The organism is Burkholderia sp. AU30280 (genome assembly GCF_020420125.1).
In the GTDB taxonomy this organism is placed as follows: Bacteria; Pseudomonadota; Gammaproteobacteria; order Burkholderiales; family Burkholderiaceae; genus Burkholderia.
Genome location: NZ_JAIZRY010000002.1, coordinates 676,834 through 692,381, shown reverse-complemented (window position 1 = coordinate 692,381; position 15,548 = coordinate 676,834). Strand labels below are relative to the sequence as shown.

The 15,548-nt window shown below is 61.5% G+C and carries 16 protein-coding genes, 4 tRNA genes and 1 pseudogene; 7 read left to right on the top strand and 14 right to left on the bottom strand.

The features are described from left to right. Positions 1-75 precede the first annotated feature (75 nt). Together LGN17_RS07350 and LGN17_RS07345 are read left to right on the top strand one after the other, a co-directional pair. On the top strand, positions 76-993 hold the full coding sequence (locus tag LGN17_RS07350) for a LysR family transcriptional regulator (protein WP_226195698.1): 918 nt from the start codon (positions 76-78) through the stop codon (positions 991-993). A 102-nt stretch (positions 994-1,095) separates the two neighbouring features. Beyond that, complete coding sequence (locus tag LGN17_RS07345) at positions 1,096-1,599, top strand: GAF domain-containing protein (protein WP_226195697.1); 504 nt, start codon at positions 1,096-1,098, stop codon at positions 1,597-1,599. A 154-nt stretch (positions 1,600-1,753) separates the two neighbouring features. On the opposite strand, the gene map is transcribed toward LGN17_RS07345, so the two are convergent. After that, positions 1,754-2,560 (bottom strand): type I methionyl aminopeptidase, encoded by an 807-nt coding sequence (map, locus tag LGN17_RS07340; protein WP_226195696.1) that lies wholly within the window; start codon positions 2,558-2,560, stop codon positions 1,754-1,756. Further along, positions 2,560-2,796 (bottom strand): ParD-like family protein, encoded by a 237-nt coding sequence (locus LGN17_RS07335; protein ID WP_175951834.1) that lies wholly within the window; start codon positions 2,794-2,796, stop codon positions 2,560-2,562. The genes map and LGN17_RS07335 overlap by 1 nt, the downstream gene beginning before the upstream one ends. A 148-nt stretch (positions 2,797-2,944) precedes the next feature. On the opposite strand from LGN17_RS07335, the gene LGN17_RS07330 reads away from it, so the two are divergent. The 3 genes from LGN17_RS07330 to LGN17_RS07320 all read left to right on the top strand — a co-directional run bounded on the left by LGN17_RS07330 (position 2,945) and on the right by LGN17_RS07320 (position 4,456). After that, positions 2,945-3,577 carry a helix-turn-helix domain-containing protein gene (locus LGN17_RS07330; protein ID WP_226195695.1) on the top strand — a complete coding sequence of 211 codons (633 nt, stop codon included), beginning with the start codon at positions 2,945-2,947 and terminating at the stop codon, positions 3,575-3,577. Between the two features lie 58 nt (positions 3,578-3,635). Next, complete coding sequence (locus tag LGN17_RS07325; protein ID WP_226195694.1) at positions 3,636-4,184, top strand: GNAT family N-acetyltransferase; 549 nt, start codon at positions 3,636-3,638, stop codon at positions 4,182-4,184. 89 nt (positions 4,185-4,273) lie between these two features. Then, positions 4,274-4,456, top strand: coding sequence for an undecaprenyl diphosphate synthase family protein (locus LGN17_RS07320; protein ID WP_226195693.1), 183 nt, complete (start codon positions 4,274-4,276; stop codon positions 4,454-4,456). Positions 4,457-4,498: 42 nt separating this feature from the next. On the opposite strand, the gene LGN17_RS07315 is transcribed toward LGN17_RS07320, so the two are convergent. The 12 genes and pseudogenes from LGN17_RS07315 to uvrC form a co-directional block, all read right to left on the bottom strand. Beyond that, positions 4,499-4,789 (bottom strand): hypothetical protein, encoded by a 291-nt coding sequence (locus LGN17_RS07315; RefSeq protein ID WP_226195692.1) that lies wholly within the window; start codon positions 4,787-4,789, stop codon positions 4,499-4,501. A gap of 38 nt (positions 4,790-4,827) precedes the next feature. Next, a complete protein-coding gene (locus LGN17_RS07310) occupies positions 4,828-5,949 on the bottom strand; it encodes a TadG family pilus assembly protein (protein WP_226195691.1) in 1,122 nt (373 codons plus the stop codon). Positions 5,950-6,579: 630 nt separating this feature from the next. Then, on the bottom strand, positions 6,580-7,887 hold the full coding sequence (locus LGN17_RS07305; protein WP_226195690.1) for a pilus assembly protein TadG-related protein: 1,308 nt from the start codon (positions 7,885-7,887) through the stop codon (positions 6,580-6,582). Between the two features lie 33 nt (positions 7,888-7,920). Further along, positions 7,921-8,370, bottom strand: coding sequence for a TadE/TadG family type IV pilus assembly protein (locus LGN17_RS07300; protein ID WP_226195689.1), 450 nt, complete (start codon positions 8,368-8,370; stop codon positions 7,921-7,923). Positions 8,371-8,391: 21 nt separating this feature from the next. Beyond that, complete coding sequence (locus tag LGN17_RS07295) at positions 8,392-8,844, bottom strand: TadE/TadG family type IV pilus assembly protein (RefSeq protein ID WP_226195688.1); 453 nt, start codon at positions 8,842-8,844, stop codon at positions 8,392-8,394. Positions 8,845-9,347: 503 nt separating this feature from the next. Then, positions 9,348-9,638 (bottom strand): annotated as a pseudogene (locus tag LGN17_RS07290) (DNA adenine methylase); the annotation flags it as partial. A gap of 355 nt (positions 9,639-9,993) precedes the next feature. Continuing rightward, positions 9,994-10,067, bottom strand: a tRNA-Cys gene (locus tag LGN17_RS07285). A gap of 100 nt (positions 10,068-10,167) precedes the next feature. Further along, positions 10,168-10,243: transfer RNA gene (locus LGN17_RS07280), tRNA-Gly, on the bottom strand. A 51-nt stretch (positions 10,244-10,294) separates the two neighbouring features. Continuing rightward, positions 10,295-10,370, bottom strand: a tRNA-Gly gene (locus LGN17_RS07275). Between the two features lie 53 nt (positions 10,371-10,423). Continuing rightward, positions 10,424-10,499, bottom strand: a tRNA-Gly gene (locus LGN17_RS07270). A gap of 135 nt (positions 10,500-10,634) precedes the next feature. Continuing rightward, on the bottom strand, positions 10,635-11,222 hold the full coding sequence (pgsA, locus tag LGN17_RS07265) for a CDP-diacylglycerol--glycerol-3-phosphate 3-phosphatidyltransferase (RefSeq protein ID WP_034186518.1): 588 nt from the start codon (positions 11,220-11,222) through the stop codon (positions 10,635-10,637). Positions 11,223-11,312: 90 nt separating this feature from the next. Beyond that, on the bottom strand, positions 11,313-13,346 hold the full coding sequence (gene uvrC / locus LGN17_RS07260; RefSeq protein WP_226195687.1) for an excinuclease ABC subunit UvrC: 2,034 nt from the start codon (positions 13,344-13,346) through the stop codon (positions 11,313-11,315). 76 nt (positions 13,347-13,422) lie between these two features. Here uvrC and earP point away from each other — a divergent pair, with 76 nt between their 5' ends. Together earP and efp are read left to right on the top strand one after the other, a co-directional pair. Next, positions 13,423-14,613, top strand: a complete 1,191-nt coding sequence (earP, locus tag LGN17_RS07255) for an elongation factor P maturation arginine rhamnosyltransferase EarP (protein ID WP_226195686.1) — start codon at positions 13,423-13,425, stop codon at positions 14,611-14,613. A gap of 128 nt (positions 14,614-14,741) precedes the next feature. Continuing rightward, positions 14,742-15,299, top strand: a complete 558-nt coding sequence (gene efp, locus LGN17_RS07250; protein ID WP_011351421.1) for an elongation factor P — start codon at positions 14,742-14,744, stop codon at positions 15,297-15,299. Positions 15,300-15,548: the final 249 nt, after the last annotated feature.

Here is a 15,548-nt window from a genome sequence, read left to right as displayed (position 1 = left end):
GCATCCTGGGTAGAAATATAGTGGTGGAACGATCGATCCGGTAGACTGCCAAAATCGCACTCAGCGTTCCATTTCATGAACGATAAAGCGCGGGATCTGAACGATCTCTATTACTTCGTGCAGGTCGTCGAACACGGGGGCTTCGCACCGGCCGGGCGTGCGCTCGACATGCCGAAATCGAAGCTGAGCCGCCGCATCGCGCTGCTCGAGGCGCGGCTCGGGATGCGGCTGATCCAGCGCTCGACGCGCCGCTTCACGGTTACCGACGTCGGCCAGACCTATTACGCGCACTGCCGCGCGATGCTCGTCGAGGCCGATGCTGCCGACGAGGCGATCGCGCTGCTGCACGAGGAGCCACGTGGCATCGTGCGCGTCAGTTGCCCGATCGTGCTGCTCGATTCGCTGGTCGGCACGATGATCGCCGCGTTCATGGTCGCGTGCCCGCGCGTCGAGATTCATCTGGAAGCGACCAACCGTCGCGTCGACGTGGTCGGCGAAGGAATCGACGTCGCGATCCGCGTACGCCCGCCGCCGCTCGAAGACAGCGATCTCGCGCTGCGTGTGCTGGCCGAGCGCGGCCAGTGCCTCGTCGCAAGCCCCGCGCTGCTGCGCGAGCATGGCGCACCGGCCGTTCCCGCCGATCTCGCGCAGTTGCCCAGCCTCGATCACGGCGCCCCGCAGTCGACGCACGTGTGGCGGCTGCGCGGGCCCGACGGCGCTTACGCGGAAATTCATCACCAGCCGCGCTTCGTCACGGGCGGCATGCTCGCGCTGCGCGCGGCCGCCGCCGCGGGCGTCGGCATCGTGCAGTTGCCGACGATGATGGTGCGCGAGGCGGTCGCACGCGGCGAGCTGGTGACCGTGCTGCCCGACTGGGCGCCGCGCCGCGAGATCGTGCATGCCGTGTTCGCGTCGCGCCGGGGGTTGCTGCCCGCGGTGCGCGCACTGCTGGATTTTCTGGCGGAACGGTTTGCCGAACTCGAACCCGATTGAACACACAGCGTCACGTGCGACGTTGCGCTGCAAACCGCGCGCGCGTGCCGTAGACTGCGGTACGCGCATCGCGCATTCCACAACCCTGATCGCTTTCCCGCCATGTTCACGCTGTCCGACGCCCCCCACGCCTCCAAGGCCGATCAATACGCGACGCTCGTCGAGCAGGCACGCGCGCTCGTCGAGTCCGAACGCGACCTGACCGCGAACGCGGCCAACTTCGCCGCGCTGGTCTACCACTCGCTCGACCGTCTCAACTGGGCCGGCTTCTACTTCTTCGACGGGACGGAACTCGTGGTCGGGCCGTTCCAGGGCAAGCCCGCCTGCGTGCGGATCGCGCTCGGCAAGGGTGTATGCGGCACGGCCGCTCAGACGCGGGAGACGCAGGTCGTGCGCGACGTGCATGACTTCCCCGGCCATATCGCGTGCGACGCGGCATCGGAATCGGAAATCGTCGTGCCGCTGGTGGCCGCCGACGGCACGCTGATCGGCGTGTGGGACGTCGACAGCCCGGTCGCCGCGCGCTTCGACGAAGAAGATCGCCAGGGGATGGAAGCGCTGTGCCGCGTGTTCGTCGAACACGCATGGCAGAAGGCGCGCGGTTAAACGGCAGCCAGGCCAGGTTCATCCATCGAGCAACCGGTCGCCGCGTTCGCATGTGAATCGCGTCTCACGACCGAGAACGCAAACGAAACGGGCCCCGCAAAACGGGCCCGTTTCACCGTGCCGCCGCACCACCCTTCGCGGTGCACGGCCGATATCAGGCGGCGTGCGTGCCGGACAGCGCCGGGAACGCCTGCGGCTTCGCGTCCTCGGTCAGCACCTCGAAGCCCGTTTCGGTCACCACGACCATGTGCTCCCATTGCGCCGACAGCGAATGGTCCTTCGTGACGACCGTCCAGCCGTCCGCCAGCATGCGCGTGTCGCGCTTGCCCGCGTTGAGCATCGGCTCAATCGTGAAGATCATCCCCGGCCGCAGCGGCACGCCGGTGCCCGGGCGGCCGTAGTGAAGCACCTGCGGCTCGTCGTGATAGACATCGCCGATGCCGTGCCCGCAATACTCGCGAACCACGCTGAATCCTTCGCGATGCGCGACCTGCTGGATCGCGTAGCCGACATCGCCGAGCGTGGCGCCCGGACGCACCGCGCGAATGCCCGCGTGCATCGCCTCATAGGTCGTCGCGACGAGGCGCCGCGCGAGCTCGTTCGGTTCGCCGACGAAATACATGCGGCTCGTATCGCCGAACCAGCCGTCCTTGATCACCGCGATGTCGAGGTTCACGATGTCGCCGTCGCGCAGCGGCCGCGACGTCGGAATGCCGTGACACACCACGTGGTTGACCGACGTGCACAGCGTCTTCGGATAACCGTGGTAGCCGATGTTCGCGGGAATCGCGCCGAGCACGTCGACGATGTATTCGCGGCAGCGTGCATCGAGGTCGTCGGTGGAGACGCCCGGCTTCACGTGCTCGGTAATCATCGTCAGCACCTGCGATGCGAGCTTCGCGGCCTCGCGCGACTTGGCGATTTCCGCGGCGCCGCGGATCGGGATTTCTCGCTTCGCCATTACGCCACCTGCTCGATGCCGTGCTCGACCGGTTCCGCCAGCCCCGTCTCACCGCCCCGTGCTTCGGCCTCGATCAGCATCCGGCAGATGTCCCCGTAGGACAGCGCCGGATTGAGTTCCGCCAGCATCCCGACGCGCAGCCAGTGTTCGGCCTGCGCATTGATCGAGCGGCTCAGCGCCGTGCTGGTCGAGCGCAGCCGCTCGTGCATGTGCTCGGAAATCTTGATGATGCCCATATATCCCCAATTAAACGAAACGTAGTCAGTTCGTATATTAAGCTGCGCGCGACTGCCGGGCAAGCCATTCAGATCCCGTCGAGCCGCTGGCCGGCCGCCGTCAGTGTCGTTGACATCAAATTCCAATTTACTGGAAAATGAATCCACCATGAAAGAAGCCGTCACCGCCGTCACCGCCGTTACCGACGACACCGGCATCAACGAACGCATCGGGCGGCGCGTCCGCGACCTGCGCACCGTACGAGGCTACACGCTCGATGCGCTGGCCGCGCGCTCCGGCGTCAGCCGTTCGATGATTTCGCTCATCGAACGCGCATCGGCCAGCCCGACGGCTGTCGTGCTCGACAAGCTCGCGGCCGGGCTCGGCGTATCGCTGGCCGGGCTGTTCAGCGGCGACCAGCACGACACGCCCGCGCAGCCGCTGGCACGCCGCGCGCAGCAGGCCGAATGGCGAGATCCGGCGTCCGGCTATGTGCGCCGCAACCTGTCCCCGGCCGGCTGGCCGTCGCCGATCCAGCTCGTCGAAGTGGATTTCCCGCCCGGTGCACGCGTCGCGTACGACAGCGGCGGACGCGAAAGCGCGCTGCATCAGCAGGTGTGGATCATCAGCGGCCGCGTCGACGTCACGTTCGGCGACGCGCTTCACGAACTTCACGAAGGCGACTGCCTGGCCATGCGGCTCGACCAGCCGCTGATTTTCAGCAATCCGTCGTCGCATGCCGCGCGCTATGTCGTCGCGATCTGCGATGCGTCTGCCGCCGGCGGCGTGCGGAACCTCTGACGAGCGCGTCATCGCAGCCGCCGTGCGCGCGCCCTACTTACCGCCTACAGGAGCCCGTATGAATTCCCCGAAACAGCGCGACGACGTGCGCCTGATCGATTGCAGCGAGGCCGAGCATGCGCCGGCCATCCTCGAGATCCTGAACGACGCGATCGCGACCTCGACCGCGCTGTACGACTACAAGCCGCGTCCGCCGGAAGCGATGGTCGCGTGGTTCGCGGCGAAGCGCTCGGGCGGCTTCCCGGTCATCGGCGCGGTCGACGCGTCCGGCACGCTGCTCGGCTTTGCGAGCTGGGGTACGTTCCGCGCGTTTCCGGCCTTCAAGTACACGGTCGAACACAGCGTGTACGTGCATCGCGACCAGCGCGGCCGCGGGCTTGGCGAGGTGCTGCTGCGCGAAGTGGTCCGGCGCGCGCGCGAAGCGCAGGTGCACGTGGTGGTCGGCTGCATCGATGCGACCAATGTAGGAAGCATCGCACTGCATACGAAGCTCGGATTCGTGCACTCGGGCACGATCACGCAGGCGGGATTCAAATTCGGCCGGTGGCTCGACGCGGCGTTCTATCAGTTGACGCTCGAAACGCCGGCGCAGCCGGTGGATGGTTGAGCGGCATCGCCGCGTTCGACCGCTGGCGCCGATAGCGCGAGCAATCGTCATTTCCGTGCAACGCAGAGGAACGGGTCGGCCTGTCGACCGTGATCGTCGAGGTGTTCGATGAACTGGCCCGTAGCGGCCGCTGGCGGCTGCGCGTGATCGGCGACCCGACGAAACTCCCTTCGGCCGTCGCGGCCCGCTTCGACGATGCCGTACAAAGCGCAGCGCAGGTCCAGGGGCTCGACGTCAACATCGCGGTCGCGTACAGCGGCCGCCTCGATTGAGCCCGCATTTAGTGGGCTATTTTTATCCCCTGCCAAGTAAGCTTAATGCTGCAGCGTCAAGATCTGATCAAGCAGTTCGTCAGCTTGATCTCTGAGCCTCGGGAAGTTGTAGCGCTCGGCCATGCCACGTATCGATTGCAGTCTCGCGAGCCAATACACGGGGTCACCGATGATCGTCCCACGCGGGAACTCCCCTCGCTTGCTGTCAAGTGTGGAAATCGCGCTTCGGACATGCCCCAATTCTTTTTCAATCGCACAGTAGCGGTACATGTCCACTCCCGTTTTCTTTGAAGTTTGCAAGATCACCGCTGCAACATTGTCGATATCGTTCAAGCGTTGAATCGAAACGTCAGACTTCCGCGCCGCCGCTTTCAAAACGCGAGCTTTGGGGCCCCATAAGCACCGTAATTCGGCCCAGCGCCGCTCACCGTCGCGGATATTCTGTATCCGGTCACAAAATGCCCCATGATGTACTTGCCACTTCCCCCGACGGACGCATCGATTGCAAACGGAGCAAACGCGACGATCGGTACATAGGACGAACTCGAACTGTTTGTGACGACAGGCATTAGCACAGTCGCACCTACCGGCACCGAGCTGTATAAAGCCGTCTTCGCGCCAGGAGCAAGGTAGACGCTATTTCCGATGCTGAGCTGGGTTGGATTACCCGTCTGCATCAGGCCCGCGAGTGTTGGCACGTCGCTCGCATTGACGAGAAATGATGTCCACGTACCAGCAGTGCAAGACGAGCCGTACACTTGCCCGTTCGTGATGACGAGTTCGTACGGAATGTTCGTCAGCGGGTAATAGATCGGCTCGTTGGTCGCCGAATTCCAGTATTGGTCAAAGATGCACTGATCCAGCGCGATCGGAAACGCCCCTCCTGCACCAATCGTCCCTGGCGAAGTTACGACAGCAACCGCGGTCGCACTCCCTGGCGTGCTCGAGATCCCCAGCAGGCCTCCCAGCAAGAGCGGAATATTGCCGCCGTTCACATTGGCCTTCCGCGATATCGTGACCTGTACAGCGGGCACATCGTACGTGCCAGGTGTAATCGTGGTGGCCTGCATTCCATAGGGTGTTCGCGTCAGATTCCAATAGCCGGCCGTAACCGTGCCGGTCGATAGCTGAACGCCTGCTGCCGTGTTGAGCGCCACTGCCTGGTTCGCCGCCGTGGCCGCTTGCGACCAGTTCAGTGACGCCCCACCGGACGCCAAGGATCTGGCGCCCGCTAGCGCAGCCGCATCGGCCGCGTTCTGCAACTGATTGCTGACAACCGCAACCCACGCAACGTCGATGGCCAACGCACCGAACATCAGTAGCGGAATCAAGAACAGCACGAAGAAGAGCGCAACCGATCCGCACTCTCGCTCGCTCGACACCGGGTTCTGGTTGAGATCAAGTGTGTTGCTGGCCCAGCATGGGACACGTCGCATAAATTGCAGCTCCCATTGTTCACGATCGCGCCGGAGACAACGTATCGAGCGATTCATTCAACAATCCAGGCAACCCAACGAATAAATGACATTAAAGACCTTATACCCACGAAGCACGGTTGCAACCAATATTCGCCAAATTATCGATGTATAGTCAACATCTCGGCCTTTTTCAAGAAATGCCCCAAGCCAAGTCAACTCGAAGGGGAAAAGAAGGCCGCACTGGCTTCACAGTACACGGCCCAAACGAGGGTTCTTTAGTTTCTTATATGAATGGCGCAATTCCCCCAAACACTCAATCCGCAGTTAAGTGTTTTAAATATTCCCAGCGCGTAACCGACAAGATCTTCACCACAACCCAAGGCACCACCGTTGGTTTACACCTCGCAAGCTCAGTTGCGAAGATGAATATATAGATCAACAAGGGGTAGAATTTCATAAACCACCAAGAAAAGCATCGAGAAAATACTCACCGCTACCAGGCCATGAAACAGCGACACTCTCTTCCGCGCCATCTTGTCGCCAAAAGGGTCTTCGGAACCACAAATTCGACAACGAATTGAACCGCCCCTCAACAGGCTATCGCAATGAACACAAGATTTTGTAAGCGCAAGAGGTTCAACCTGCCCGCGAGATTCAGATAGATCATCATCCACCTCACACCTCCGACAATCCCAAATAAAATAATCACGTGGCGGACACGGGTATTAGACGCGGCTTCGTCAGACTATAAGAAATAGTCCCGAAAATTGAGCTGAGGTTAGCGGTGCCTCCATTTGAATTAGTACAGGTATCGGAATAAAAGTAAGCCGGGCCGGTGGCGATTGATTGCATCGTTGCGCACGGCGACAAGGGGTCGCTTCCATCACTACAGGTAGACGATGCACTGCCACCGCCGATATATGCCACGGTGTATATAAGCGTTCCCGCTCCCTTCGCGGTGCTTGCAGTGTTTATCGCCGCCTGGCACTCCGATCCATAGCTCGACTTATATGTCGTACCAAGTTGTGTTTGGCTTGACGACGCATCGCCGTCGCTCAATAAAATGATGACGTTTTGACCGGGCGGGTGCTGTGTCGAGGACAGAGACTGCAACGACTGCTGTGCCGCGGATATGGCCTGCGCATAGTAAGTCCCCAGTCCGCCCTGGGCAACGAGTCCGCTGCATGAGCCACCACCGAGTGCCTGGATCAATCCCGAGCTTGTATTGGCACTGCCACTGCTACCCAGGAATCCCGTTCCCAGTTTGCTGTATTGGTAACCGGAACTTGCTGCCGCAGAATAGCTTCCCGCGATGCTGGGCGCGCTACTACTGCACGAGAACGAGTAGTTGGAGGACATGGGAGGAAACGCCATCAACCCCACGTTATCTCCAGCATTCGTGAGCGTCGTAAGAAGCTGCAACGCGGCGGCTTTCGCGCATGCGAGACGTGTTTGCACCACGCCCTTCGAGTTCTTGCAATTGTCGTCGTTGGTGTTCATCGACGCAGTCGTATCGAGGATGATCATCACGTTGTACTGAGCCGGTCCACCCGCACCACCGGCGGCTGCAGTCGACGTCGCGGAGACAGTCGTCGCCTTGATACCGAACACGCGCGCAAAGAACGTTGGAACGCTCGCCTTTTGCATCACTTGAATGCCGTTATAGCCGGATACCGCCTGCTTGTAGGGAAGCTGAATACTTGTCAAAGTCAGCCCGGTTACGGACGTTGAGCTGACGGTCGCTCCCCCTGGAAGTTGGTTGGCCTGGCCTGCCGAATAAGCGACTGCGTCGCTATACGCCGTATTCCACGACTGACTCCAGAGATCTGTCGCACCTGCGAGTGCCGCCGCGTCTGTGGCCGCCTGCAAGCGCCGTTGCGCGTAGATCAAATACCCGACATCGACGCAAATTGCGGCAAAGCCCAGAATAGCGATCAAAGATGCAGCAACGACGATGGCGACTGCGCCGCGCTGATGACGAATTGTCCTGCCACGTGGTTTTGAAGTATTCATGCCGCTCCCCTTTTTTCCTTTTTTGATCTATCGTCATTGCACACGCGCGGTAACAGTCGCAGCTAACAGTGACGGCATCATCGATTTCAAGTTGAGATAATTTGCGGAGACAACAGGATTGAAACCCGAATAATTCACGCTGACTGCGACGGGCACGTTGACTGCCGCGCTCGAGGCCGGGGCAAGATCAGCTGCACAACCCGCGTCGTCGGTACATGCAATGCTATTGACGGATGTGGAAATCGTAATGCTGTTCTGGTTAAGGAATGAAGCCGCCGCCTTTGCTTGCGCCAATGTTGTGGTGTACGGCGTGGTCGTGCCTCTTTGCGAAGCGAACGTTCGCGCCGCGGATGAAGCAGCGTTACCAACCGCTATATAATTGACAAGGAGCCATCCGAATTGTGCAATACCCAATAGAACCAAAAGGATGACCGGCATCGTCACCGCCATTTCGATGGCCGCAGATCCCTCTTGAGATTTCATAGTGTTAGCCCCTTCGCGAAATTACTGAATCACCTCAATCATCGTCGACGTAATGTTTTTCGGCATGATATTAGCCAATGAACCCCAGGATCCGGAATACAACGGACTGAATGTCTCGGCAATTGTTACTGTCACTGTTGAGCCGGCCGCCAGCGCATTGGCCATTGTCCCTAATGCAGCTTGGCAGGTAGAATCCGATGTACAAGGTGATCCGTTCACGGAAGTTGAAATATTAATTCCGGTACGAATTGGGCCGAGCGCATTTGTAATGCTGGAAACCGTATCGGAATACGGCGTCGAAAATCCGCGTTCAGAGGCAAGTTGATGCGCACCGACCGATGTCGCGTACGTTACGATAATGAAATTTGAAATCATCCACGAGAACTGTGCAATTCCAAGAAGGATCAGCAACAGAACCGGGAGCAAAAGAGAAAATTCAACCGTCACAACTCCCCGCTGTATTCTTTTTCGCATGACGGTCCCCGTTTGACGTTTGAAGGTGATGCGTGGATTCTTGGATCACATTCACGCTATCGAGCTACAACCAGGCCGACCGGTTCCATGCCAGATTCGTGCCAATGCGCGTCGCTTAAGGAAACGCAACGCCTAAGCGACGTGCGAACCAGTCCTCAGCGCCGCCTTGTTTCAGGTCTGAAACGCATTTTCCGGAAGCGCTGATGCGTGGAGACCGCTGACTGAAAGAGACCGCGAATCTCCACAAGCAAGCCAGTGGCTGGGCCGAGATAACGCGAAAGCTATTTGACAGGATTCGCGCGCTCGGCCGGCTGACCGAACACCCTGGACGCATCGCGACGCAGCCAGGGAAAAATCTGCATCCAGCCGGGGGGATGTTTCAACGCCGAAACGTTAGTGCCCTTACACGCAAGCACGCTTTGATGCGGCGAGCATATGAATATCGGATGATCGGAACGATCACCGTCCGACTCCTTCGTCTTTAGAACAAGCCCGCAATTTGGATCGGCGAGTGTTTCCGGGATCGCCTGCATTAGCCACTCGAACACCTGCCGGCTCGTCAGCGCCCATTTGAGCTGGCGCACGAACGCCTCCGGGTGGTGCTCCACGACACGACGATACAGATTGATCAATTCGCCACTGACATCGTTGACCACCTCGACCTTTGCTGGCGGTCGAAGGCAGTACAACCGGGCCCCGCCCACGAATACCTCGACGTAGCGGTCACGTGCCGGGAAACGCGCGATGACATGACGCGGATACTCACGAATTGCATCCAGCGTCGTTGAAATCATCTCCCGCTGTTCGACTACATCCGCCGGCACGATGCAGGCATCGAGCAGTTGCTCGAGACGAGCGACATACGCGTCGCCCTCTTCTTCGGATCGGAACGTCGGGGAAACTGGCTTGGGGGGAGCTTCAAACGTCGGATGATGTATTCCCACGTTCCAGCGGGGCGTAATCGCTTGGTCGCCGTGTACTGACGCGAACCCGCCTATACGGCCAAATCGCCGACTTCGGTGTGGTTACGCGTGTTTCTTGAGCGGTTAGAGGCGACTTCGTACCACGCTCGGCGGCTCTCTTACAAGGATGAAGCGGAGCTGGAAAAAGAAAAAGCCCTGATTTCTCAGGGCTTTTTCTCTTCTTACTTGGAGGCGCGAGCCGGAGTCGAACCGGCCTAAACGGCTTTGCAGGCCGCTGCATAACCGCTTTGCTATCGCGCCAAAAGCGGACTGTCCGGATGCCGTGAGGCAAGCGACAGATTTTTTATTCGAGGACCGAAAGTCCATCAAATAAAAAGGGAAGCGTGGCTTCCCCATTACTTGGAGCGGGAGACGAGTCTCGAACTCGCGACCTCAACCTTGGCAAGGTTGCGCTCTACCAACTGAGCTACTCCCGCATTGTCCTGCATCTGCAGCGCTTCGCCGTACAACACGCTGCCAGAAAAATCTGGAGCGGGAGACGAGTCTCGAACTCGCGACCTCAACCTTGGCAAGGTTGCGCTCTACCAACTGAGCTACTCCCGCATGTGTCCTGCATCTGCAGCGCTTTGCCGTACAACACGCTGCCAGAAAAAATCTGGAGCGGGAGACGAGTCTCGAACTCGCGACCTCAACCTTGGCAAGGTTGCGCTCTACCAACTGAGCTACTCCCGCGTATCACTACGCTACTGCTTCCCCGTCACACACTTACTTCGTCGTGCAGCGGAGAAGCGAGATTATGTCGAAGGCACATTCGTGTGTCAAGGGCTTTTCCAGCCCTTTTTACAAAAACCTGCTCGACCGGACGCATCACGCGCCGCCGCGCTCCCGGATTTGCGGCCACGCAAGCTTCATGTAGTACAGCATCGACCAGATCGTCAGCACCGCGGCGAGATACATCAGCCATTCGCCCCACACGCGCGTGTCGATCGTCACGACGCCGAGCGGCAGCGGCCCATAGAACAGCAGCATCGGAATCGCCACCATCTGGCATGCGGTCTTGAACTTGCCGAGCTGGTTCACCGCGACGCTCTTCGACGCGCCGATCTGCGCCATCCACTCGCGCAGCGCCGAAATCGCGATCTCGCGGCCGACGATCACGAGTGCGATCGCCGCGTCGACCCGCGAAATCTGCACGAGGATCAGCAGCGCGGCCGTCACCATCAGCTTGTCCGCCACCGGGTCGAGAAATGCGCCGAACGACGACGTCTGGTTCCACTTGCGGGCGAGATAGCCGTCGAACCAGTCGGTCAGCGCCGCGAGGATGAAGATCGCCGCCGCCGCGAGATTGCGGTGCGCGCCGCCCATCACCGTGTCCGGCAGATAGAACACGCCGACGACGAGCGGAATCAGCACGATCCGTACCCACGTCAGGAAAATCGGGAAATTGAACGGCATGGCATGCGGGACAGTAAAGGATTCGCAATTGTGCCGTGTCGACCGGCCTGCCACAAGAACGCTGGCAAGGCAGCCGGCCGCACGGCCGCGTCAGTGAAGCTGCTTGTAGATCTGCTCGGCGAGCGCGTGCGAGATGCCCTCGACGCTCGCGAGTTCCTCGACGCTCGCGGCAACCACGCCGCGCAACCCGCCGAATCGCGCAAGCAGCCGCTGCCGGCGCTTCGCGCCGACGCCCTCGAGTTCCTCGAGCCGCGACGTCTGGCGCGCCTTCGCCCGCTTTGCACGCATGCCGGTGATCGCGAAGCGGTGCGCCTCGTCGCGGATCTGCGCGACGAGCATCAGCGCGGCGCTCTCCTTGCCGAGCTCGAGCGGCGTGCGTCCGTCCGCGAACACAAGCGTCTCGAGGCCGACCTTGCGCCCCTCGCCTTTCGCGACGCCGACCAGCATCGACGTGTCGAGGCCGAGTTCGGTGAATACCTGGCGCGCGATTTCGACCTGACCCTTGCCGCCGTCGATCAGCACGATGTTCGGCAGCAGGCTCGACGCCTCGGCCTGGCGCGTCGACTCGCCGTCGATGCCGGCCGCATCGTCGGCGGCAGCCGCCTGCGCGGCCTGCTCGACCATCTTCTCGTAGCGGCGCGTGAGCACCTGCCGCATCGCCGCGTAGTCGTCGCCCGGCGTGATCCCGGTGATGTTGTAACGGCGGTATTCGCCCGACTGCATCTTGTGATGGTGGTAGACCACGCACGACGCCTGCGTCGCCTCGCCCATCGTATGGCTGATGTCGAAGCATTCGATCCGCAGCGTCGCGAGATCGTCGCATTCGTAGCTGAGCGTCTCCGCGAGCGCACGCGTGCGCGCCTGCTGCGAGCCCTGCTCGGACAGCAACCGCATGAGCGCGATCTGCGCATTCTGTTCCGCCATCGACAACCACGCACGCCGCTGCCCCTGCGGCTGCCGCACCAGCGACACCTTGTGGCCGGCCTGCTCGGACAGCAGCTCGAGCAGGTCGCGGCTCGCGGGCGCATGGCTCACGACCAGCACCGGCGGCACGCGATTGCCGAGGTAGTGCTGCGCGATGAACGCGTCGAGCACCTCGGCCTCGACCGACGCCGCCACATCGCTGCGCGCGCGGCCGGTTTCTTCCGCGGGCAGGTCGGGCATGGCGTCGGCGGCCGCATCGGCCGCCTCCGCCAGCTCGGACTCGTCGCCGAGACCGCCCTCGGCGAGCGTCAGCGCGCTTTCGACGTGCGTCGGGAAATACGCCTTGTCGCCGAGATGCCGGCCGCCGCGCACCATCGCGAGGTTCACGCACACGCGCCCGCCCTGTGCGACGACGGCCAGGATGTCGACGTCGCTGTCGCTGCCGACCTCGATCGCCTGCTGGTGCAGCACCGTCGCGAGCGAGCTCATCTGGTTGCGCACGGCCGCCGCCTGCTCGAATTTCAGTTCGGCCGCGAACGCGTGCATCTTCTGCTCGAGCTCCTTCATCACTTCGGACTGCCGGCCGAGCAGGAAACGCGCGGCGTTCGATACGTCGATCGCGTAATCTTCGTCGGAGATCGCCCCGACGCACGGCGCCGTGCAGCGCCCGATCTGGTGCAGCAGGCACGGCCGCGTGCGGTTGTTGAAGACCGAATCCTCGCAAGTGCGCAACTGGAACACGCGCTGCAGGATCTGGATGCTCTCGCGCACGGCCCAGGCGCTCGGGAACGGCCCGAAATACTGGTTCTGCTTGTCGACCGAGCCGCGATAGTAGGCCATCCGCGGAAAGCGGTGTGCGGTGAGCTTCAGGTACGGATACGACTTGTCGTCGCGAAACAGGATGTTGTAGCGCGGCGCGAGCGCCTTGATCAGGTTGTTCTCGAGCAGCAGCGCCTCGGCTTCCGAGCGCGTGACGGTCGTCTCGATACGCGCGATGCGCGTGACCATCATCGCGATGCGCGGCGACAGCTGCGTCTTCGTGAAATAGCTCGATACGCGCTTCTTCAGGTCGCGCGCCTTACCGACATAGAGCACGGCACCCGCCGTGTCGTAATAGCGATAGACGCCTGGCATGTGCGGCAACTGCGCAAGGATCTTCTTCGGTTCGAACGGGGTATCGGAAGCTTCAGGGGATGTCATGCGTGATCCGGGCGCCTTGTAACGCGGAACGGGTCTATTAGAATCGCCAGTTTAGAGCATTCACCGGCCCGCTTCGATGCCCCGCACCACCGCCCCCCTGCCCGCCGCGCCGCTCGCGCCGGGCGAACCGATCGCCTGCGACCTCTTCTGTACGGTAATCGACAATTTCGGCGACATCGGCGTCTGCTGGCGCGTCGCGCGCCAGCTCGCGCACGAGCACGGCTGGCAGGTTCGCCTGTTCGTCGACGACCTGCGCACCTTCGCGCGCCTGCTGCCCGGGGTCGATCCCGACGCGGGGCGACAGACGGTCGATGCGATCGTGATCGAGCACTGGCATGCGGAAGCCGGCGACGCGCTGGAGATCGCCGACGTCGTGATCGAAGCATTCGCGTGCGAGCTGCCCGGCGCGTATCTCGCGGCGATGGCGCGCCGGGCGCGTCGCCCCGTGTGGATCAACCTCGAATACCTGAGCGCCGAGGACTGGGTCGCCGATTTCCATCTGCGGCCATCGCCGCATCCGCGCTATCCGCTGCTGAAGACGTTTTTCTTCCCCGGCCTGTCGGCAGGCACCGGCGGCGTCCTGAAGGAGCACGACCTCGATGCGCGCCGCACGGCCTTCGAAACCGACGCGGCGGCACGCGACGCCTGGTGGCAACGCGCGACCGGCGGCGCGCCGCCGGCCGCCGGCACGACGGTCGTCAGCCTGTTCGCGTACGAGAATCCGGCCGTCGATGCACTGCTCGCGCAGTGGCGCGACGGCCCGTCGCCGGTCGTCGCACTCGTGCCGGCCGGCCGCGTGTCGCCGGCCGTCGCCCGTTTTTTCGGGGTCGAGTCATTCGGCGCGGGCGCGCATGCGCGCAGCGGTAACCTGGCGGCTCACGGGCTCGCGTTCGTCCCCCAGGCCGACTACGATCCGTTGCTGTGGGTGGCCGACATCAATTTCGTGCGCGGCGAGGATTCGTTCGTCCGCGCACAGTGGGCACGCAAGCCGTTCGTGTGGCACATCTACCCGCAGGCCGACGACGTGCACCTGCCGAAGCTCGACGCCGCGCTCGCACACCTGTCGGCCGGCCTCGCCGACGCGCCGCGCGCGGCGCTCGAGCGATTCTGGCATGCATGGAACGGCGTCGGCACGCCCGACTGGGCCGATTTCTGGCAGCACCGCGCCGCACTGGACGCCAACGCGGCCCGCTGGGCCGATGCGCTCGCGGCCGTCGGCGATCTCGCCGGAAAGCTGGCGGAATACGCAAAATCTCAGTTAAAATAAGCGGTTATCCGACGGCTGACCAGGCAAGCGCTCGCTTTTGGCGTCCACCGGAAAAGTAAGCTTGGCGCCTCACCCGTTGCGCAACGCTCAGGCACCTATTTATTTGATTTGATCAGGACAGTTTTTTTATGAAAACCGCACAGGAACTCCGCGTAGGCAACGTCGTGCAGATCGGCAGCGACGCATGGGTCATCGCCAAGGCCGAATACAACAAGTCGGGCCGTAACTCCGCCGTCGTCAAGATGAAGATGAAGAACCTGCTGACGAACGCAGGCCAGGAAGCGGTCTACAAGGCTGATGACAAGTTCGACGTCGTCGTGCTCGACCGCAAGGAAGTGACGTACTCGTACTTCGCCGATCCGATGTACGTGTTCATGGACGCCGACTACAACCAGTTTGAAGTCGAAGCGGAAATGATGGGCGAAGCGCTGAACTACCTCGAAGACGGCATGGCTTGCGAAGTCGTGTTCTACAACGAAAAGGCAATCTCGGTCGAACTGCCGACGGTCCTCGTTCGCGAGATCACCTACACGGAGCCGGCCGTCAAGGGCGACACGTCGTCGGGCAAGGTGCTGAAGAACGCCAAGCTCGCAACGGGCTTCGAACTGCAAGTGCCGCTGTTCTGCAACACCGGCGACAAGATCGAAATCGATACGCGTACGAACGAATACCGCAGCCGCGCGTAATCGCGAGCGATACCGCATCGAACAAAGCGCCCTTCGGGGCGCTTTTTGTTTGTCCGGCGCCAACAACCGGACGGAAGTCAGGCTGATGTAAAGCACAAAATCCACCGGTAAAGATATTCAATTTGTATCATCGGTAACTGTTTTATAGCGCCGGAGAAATAATGCTCGTTACGCGTTCAGCGGGGCATAAAATCAGTTTTTAATCTGACATGCGGCTGCGGCCCCGTTGGCCGACAGCCCGCCTCTCTT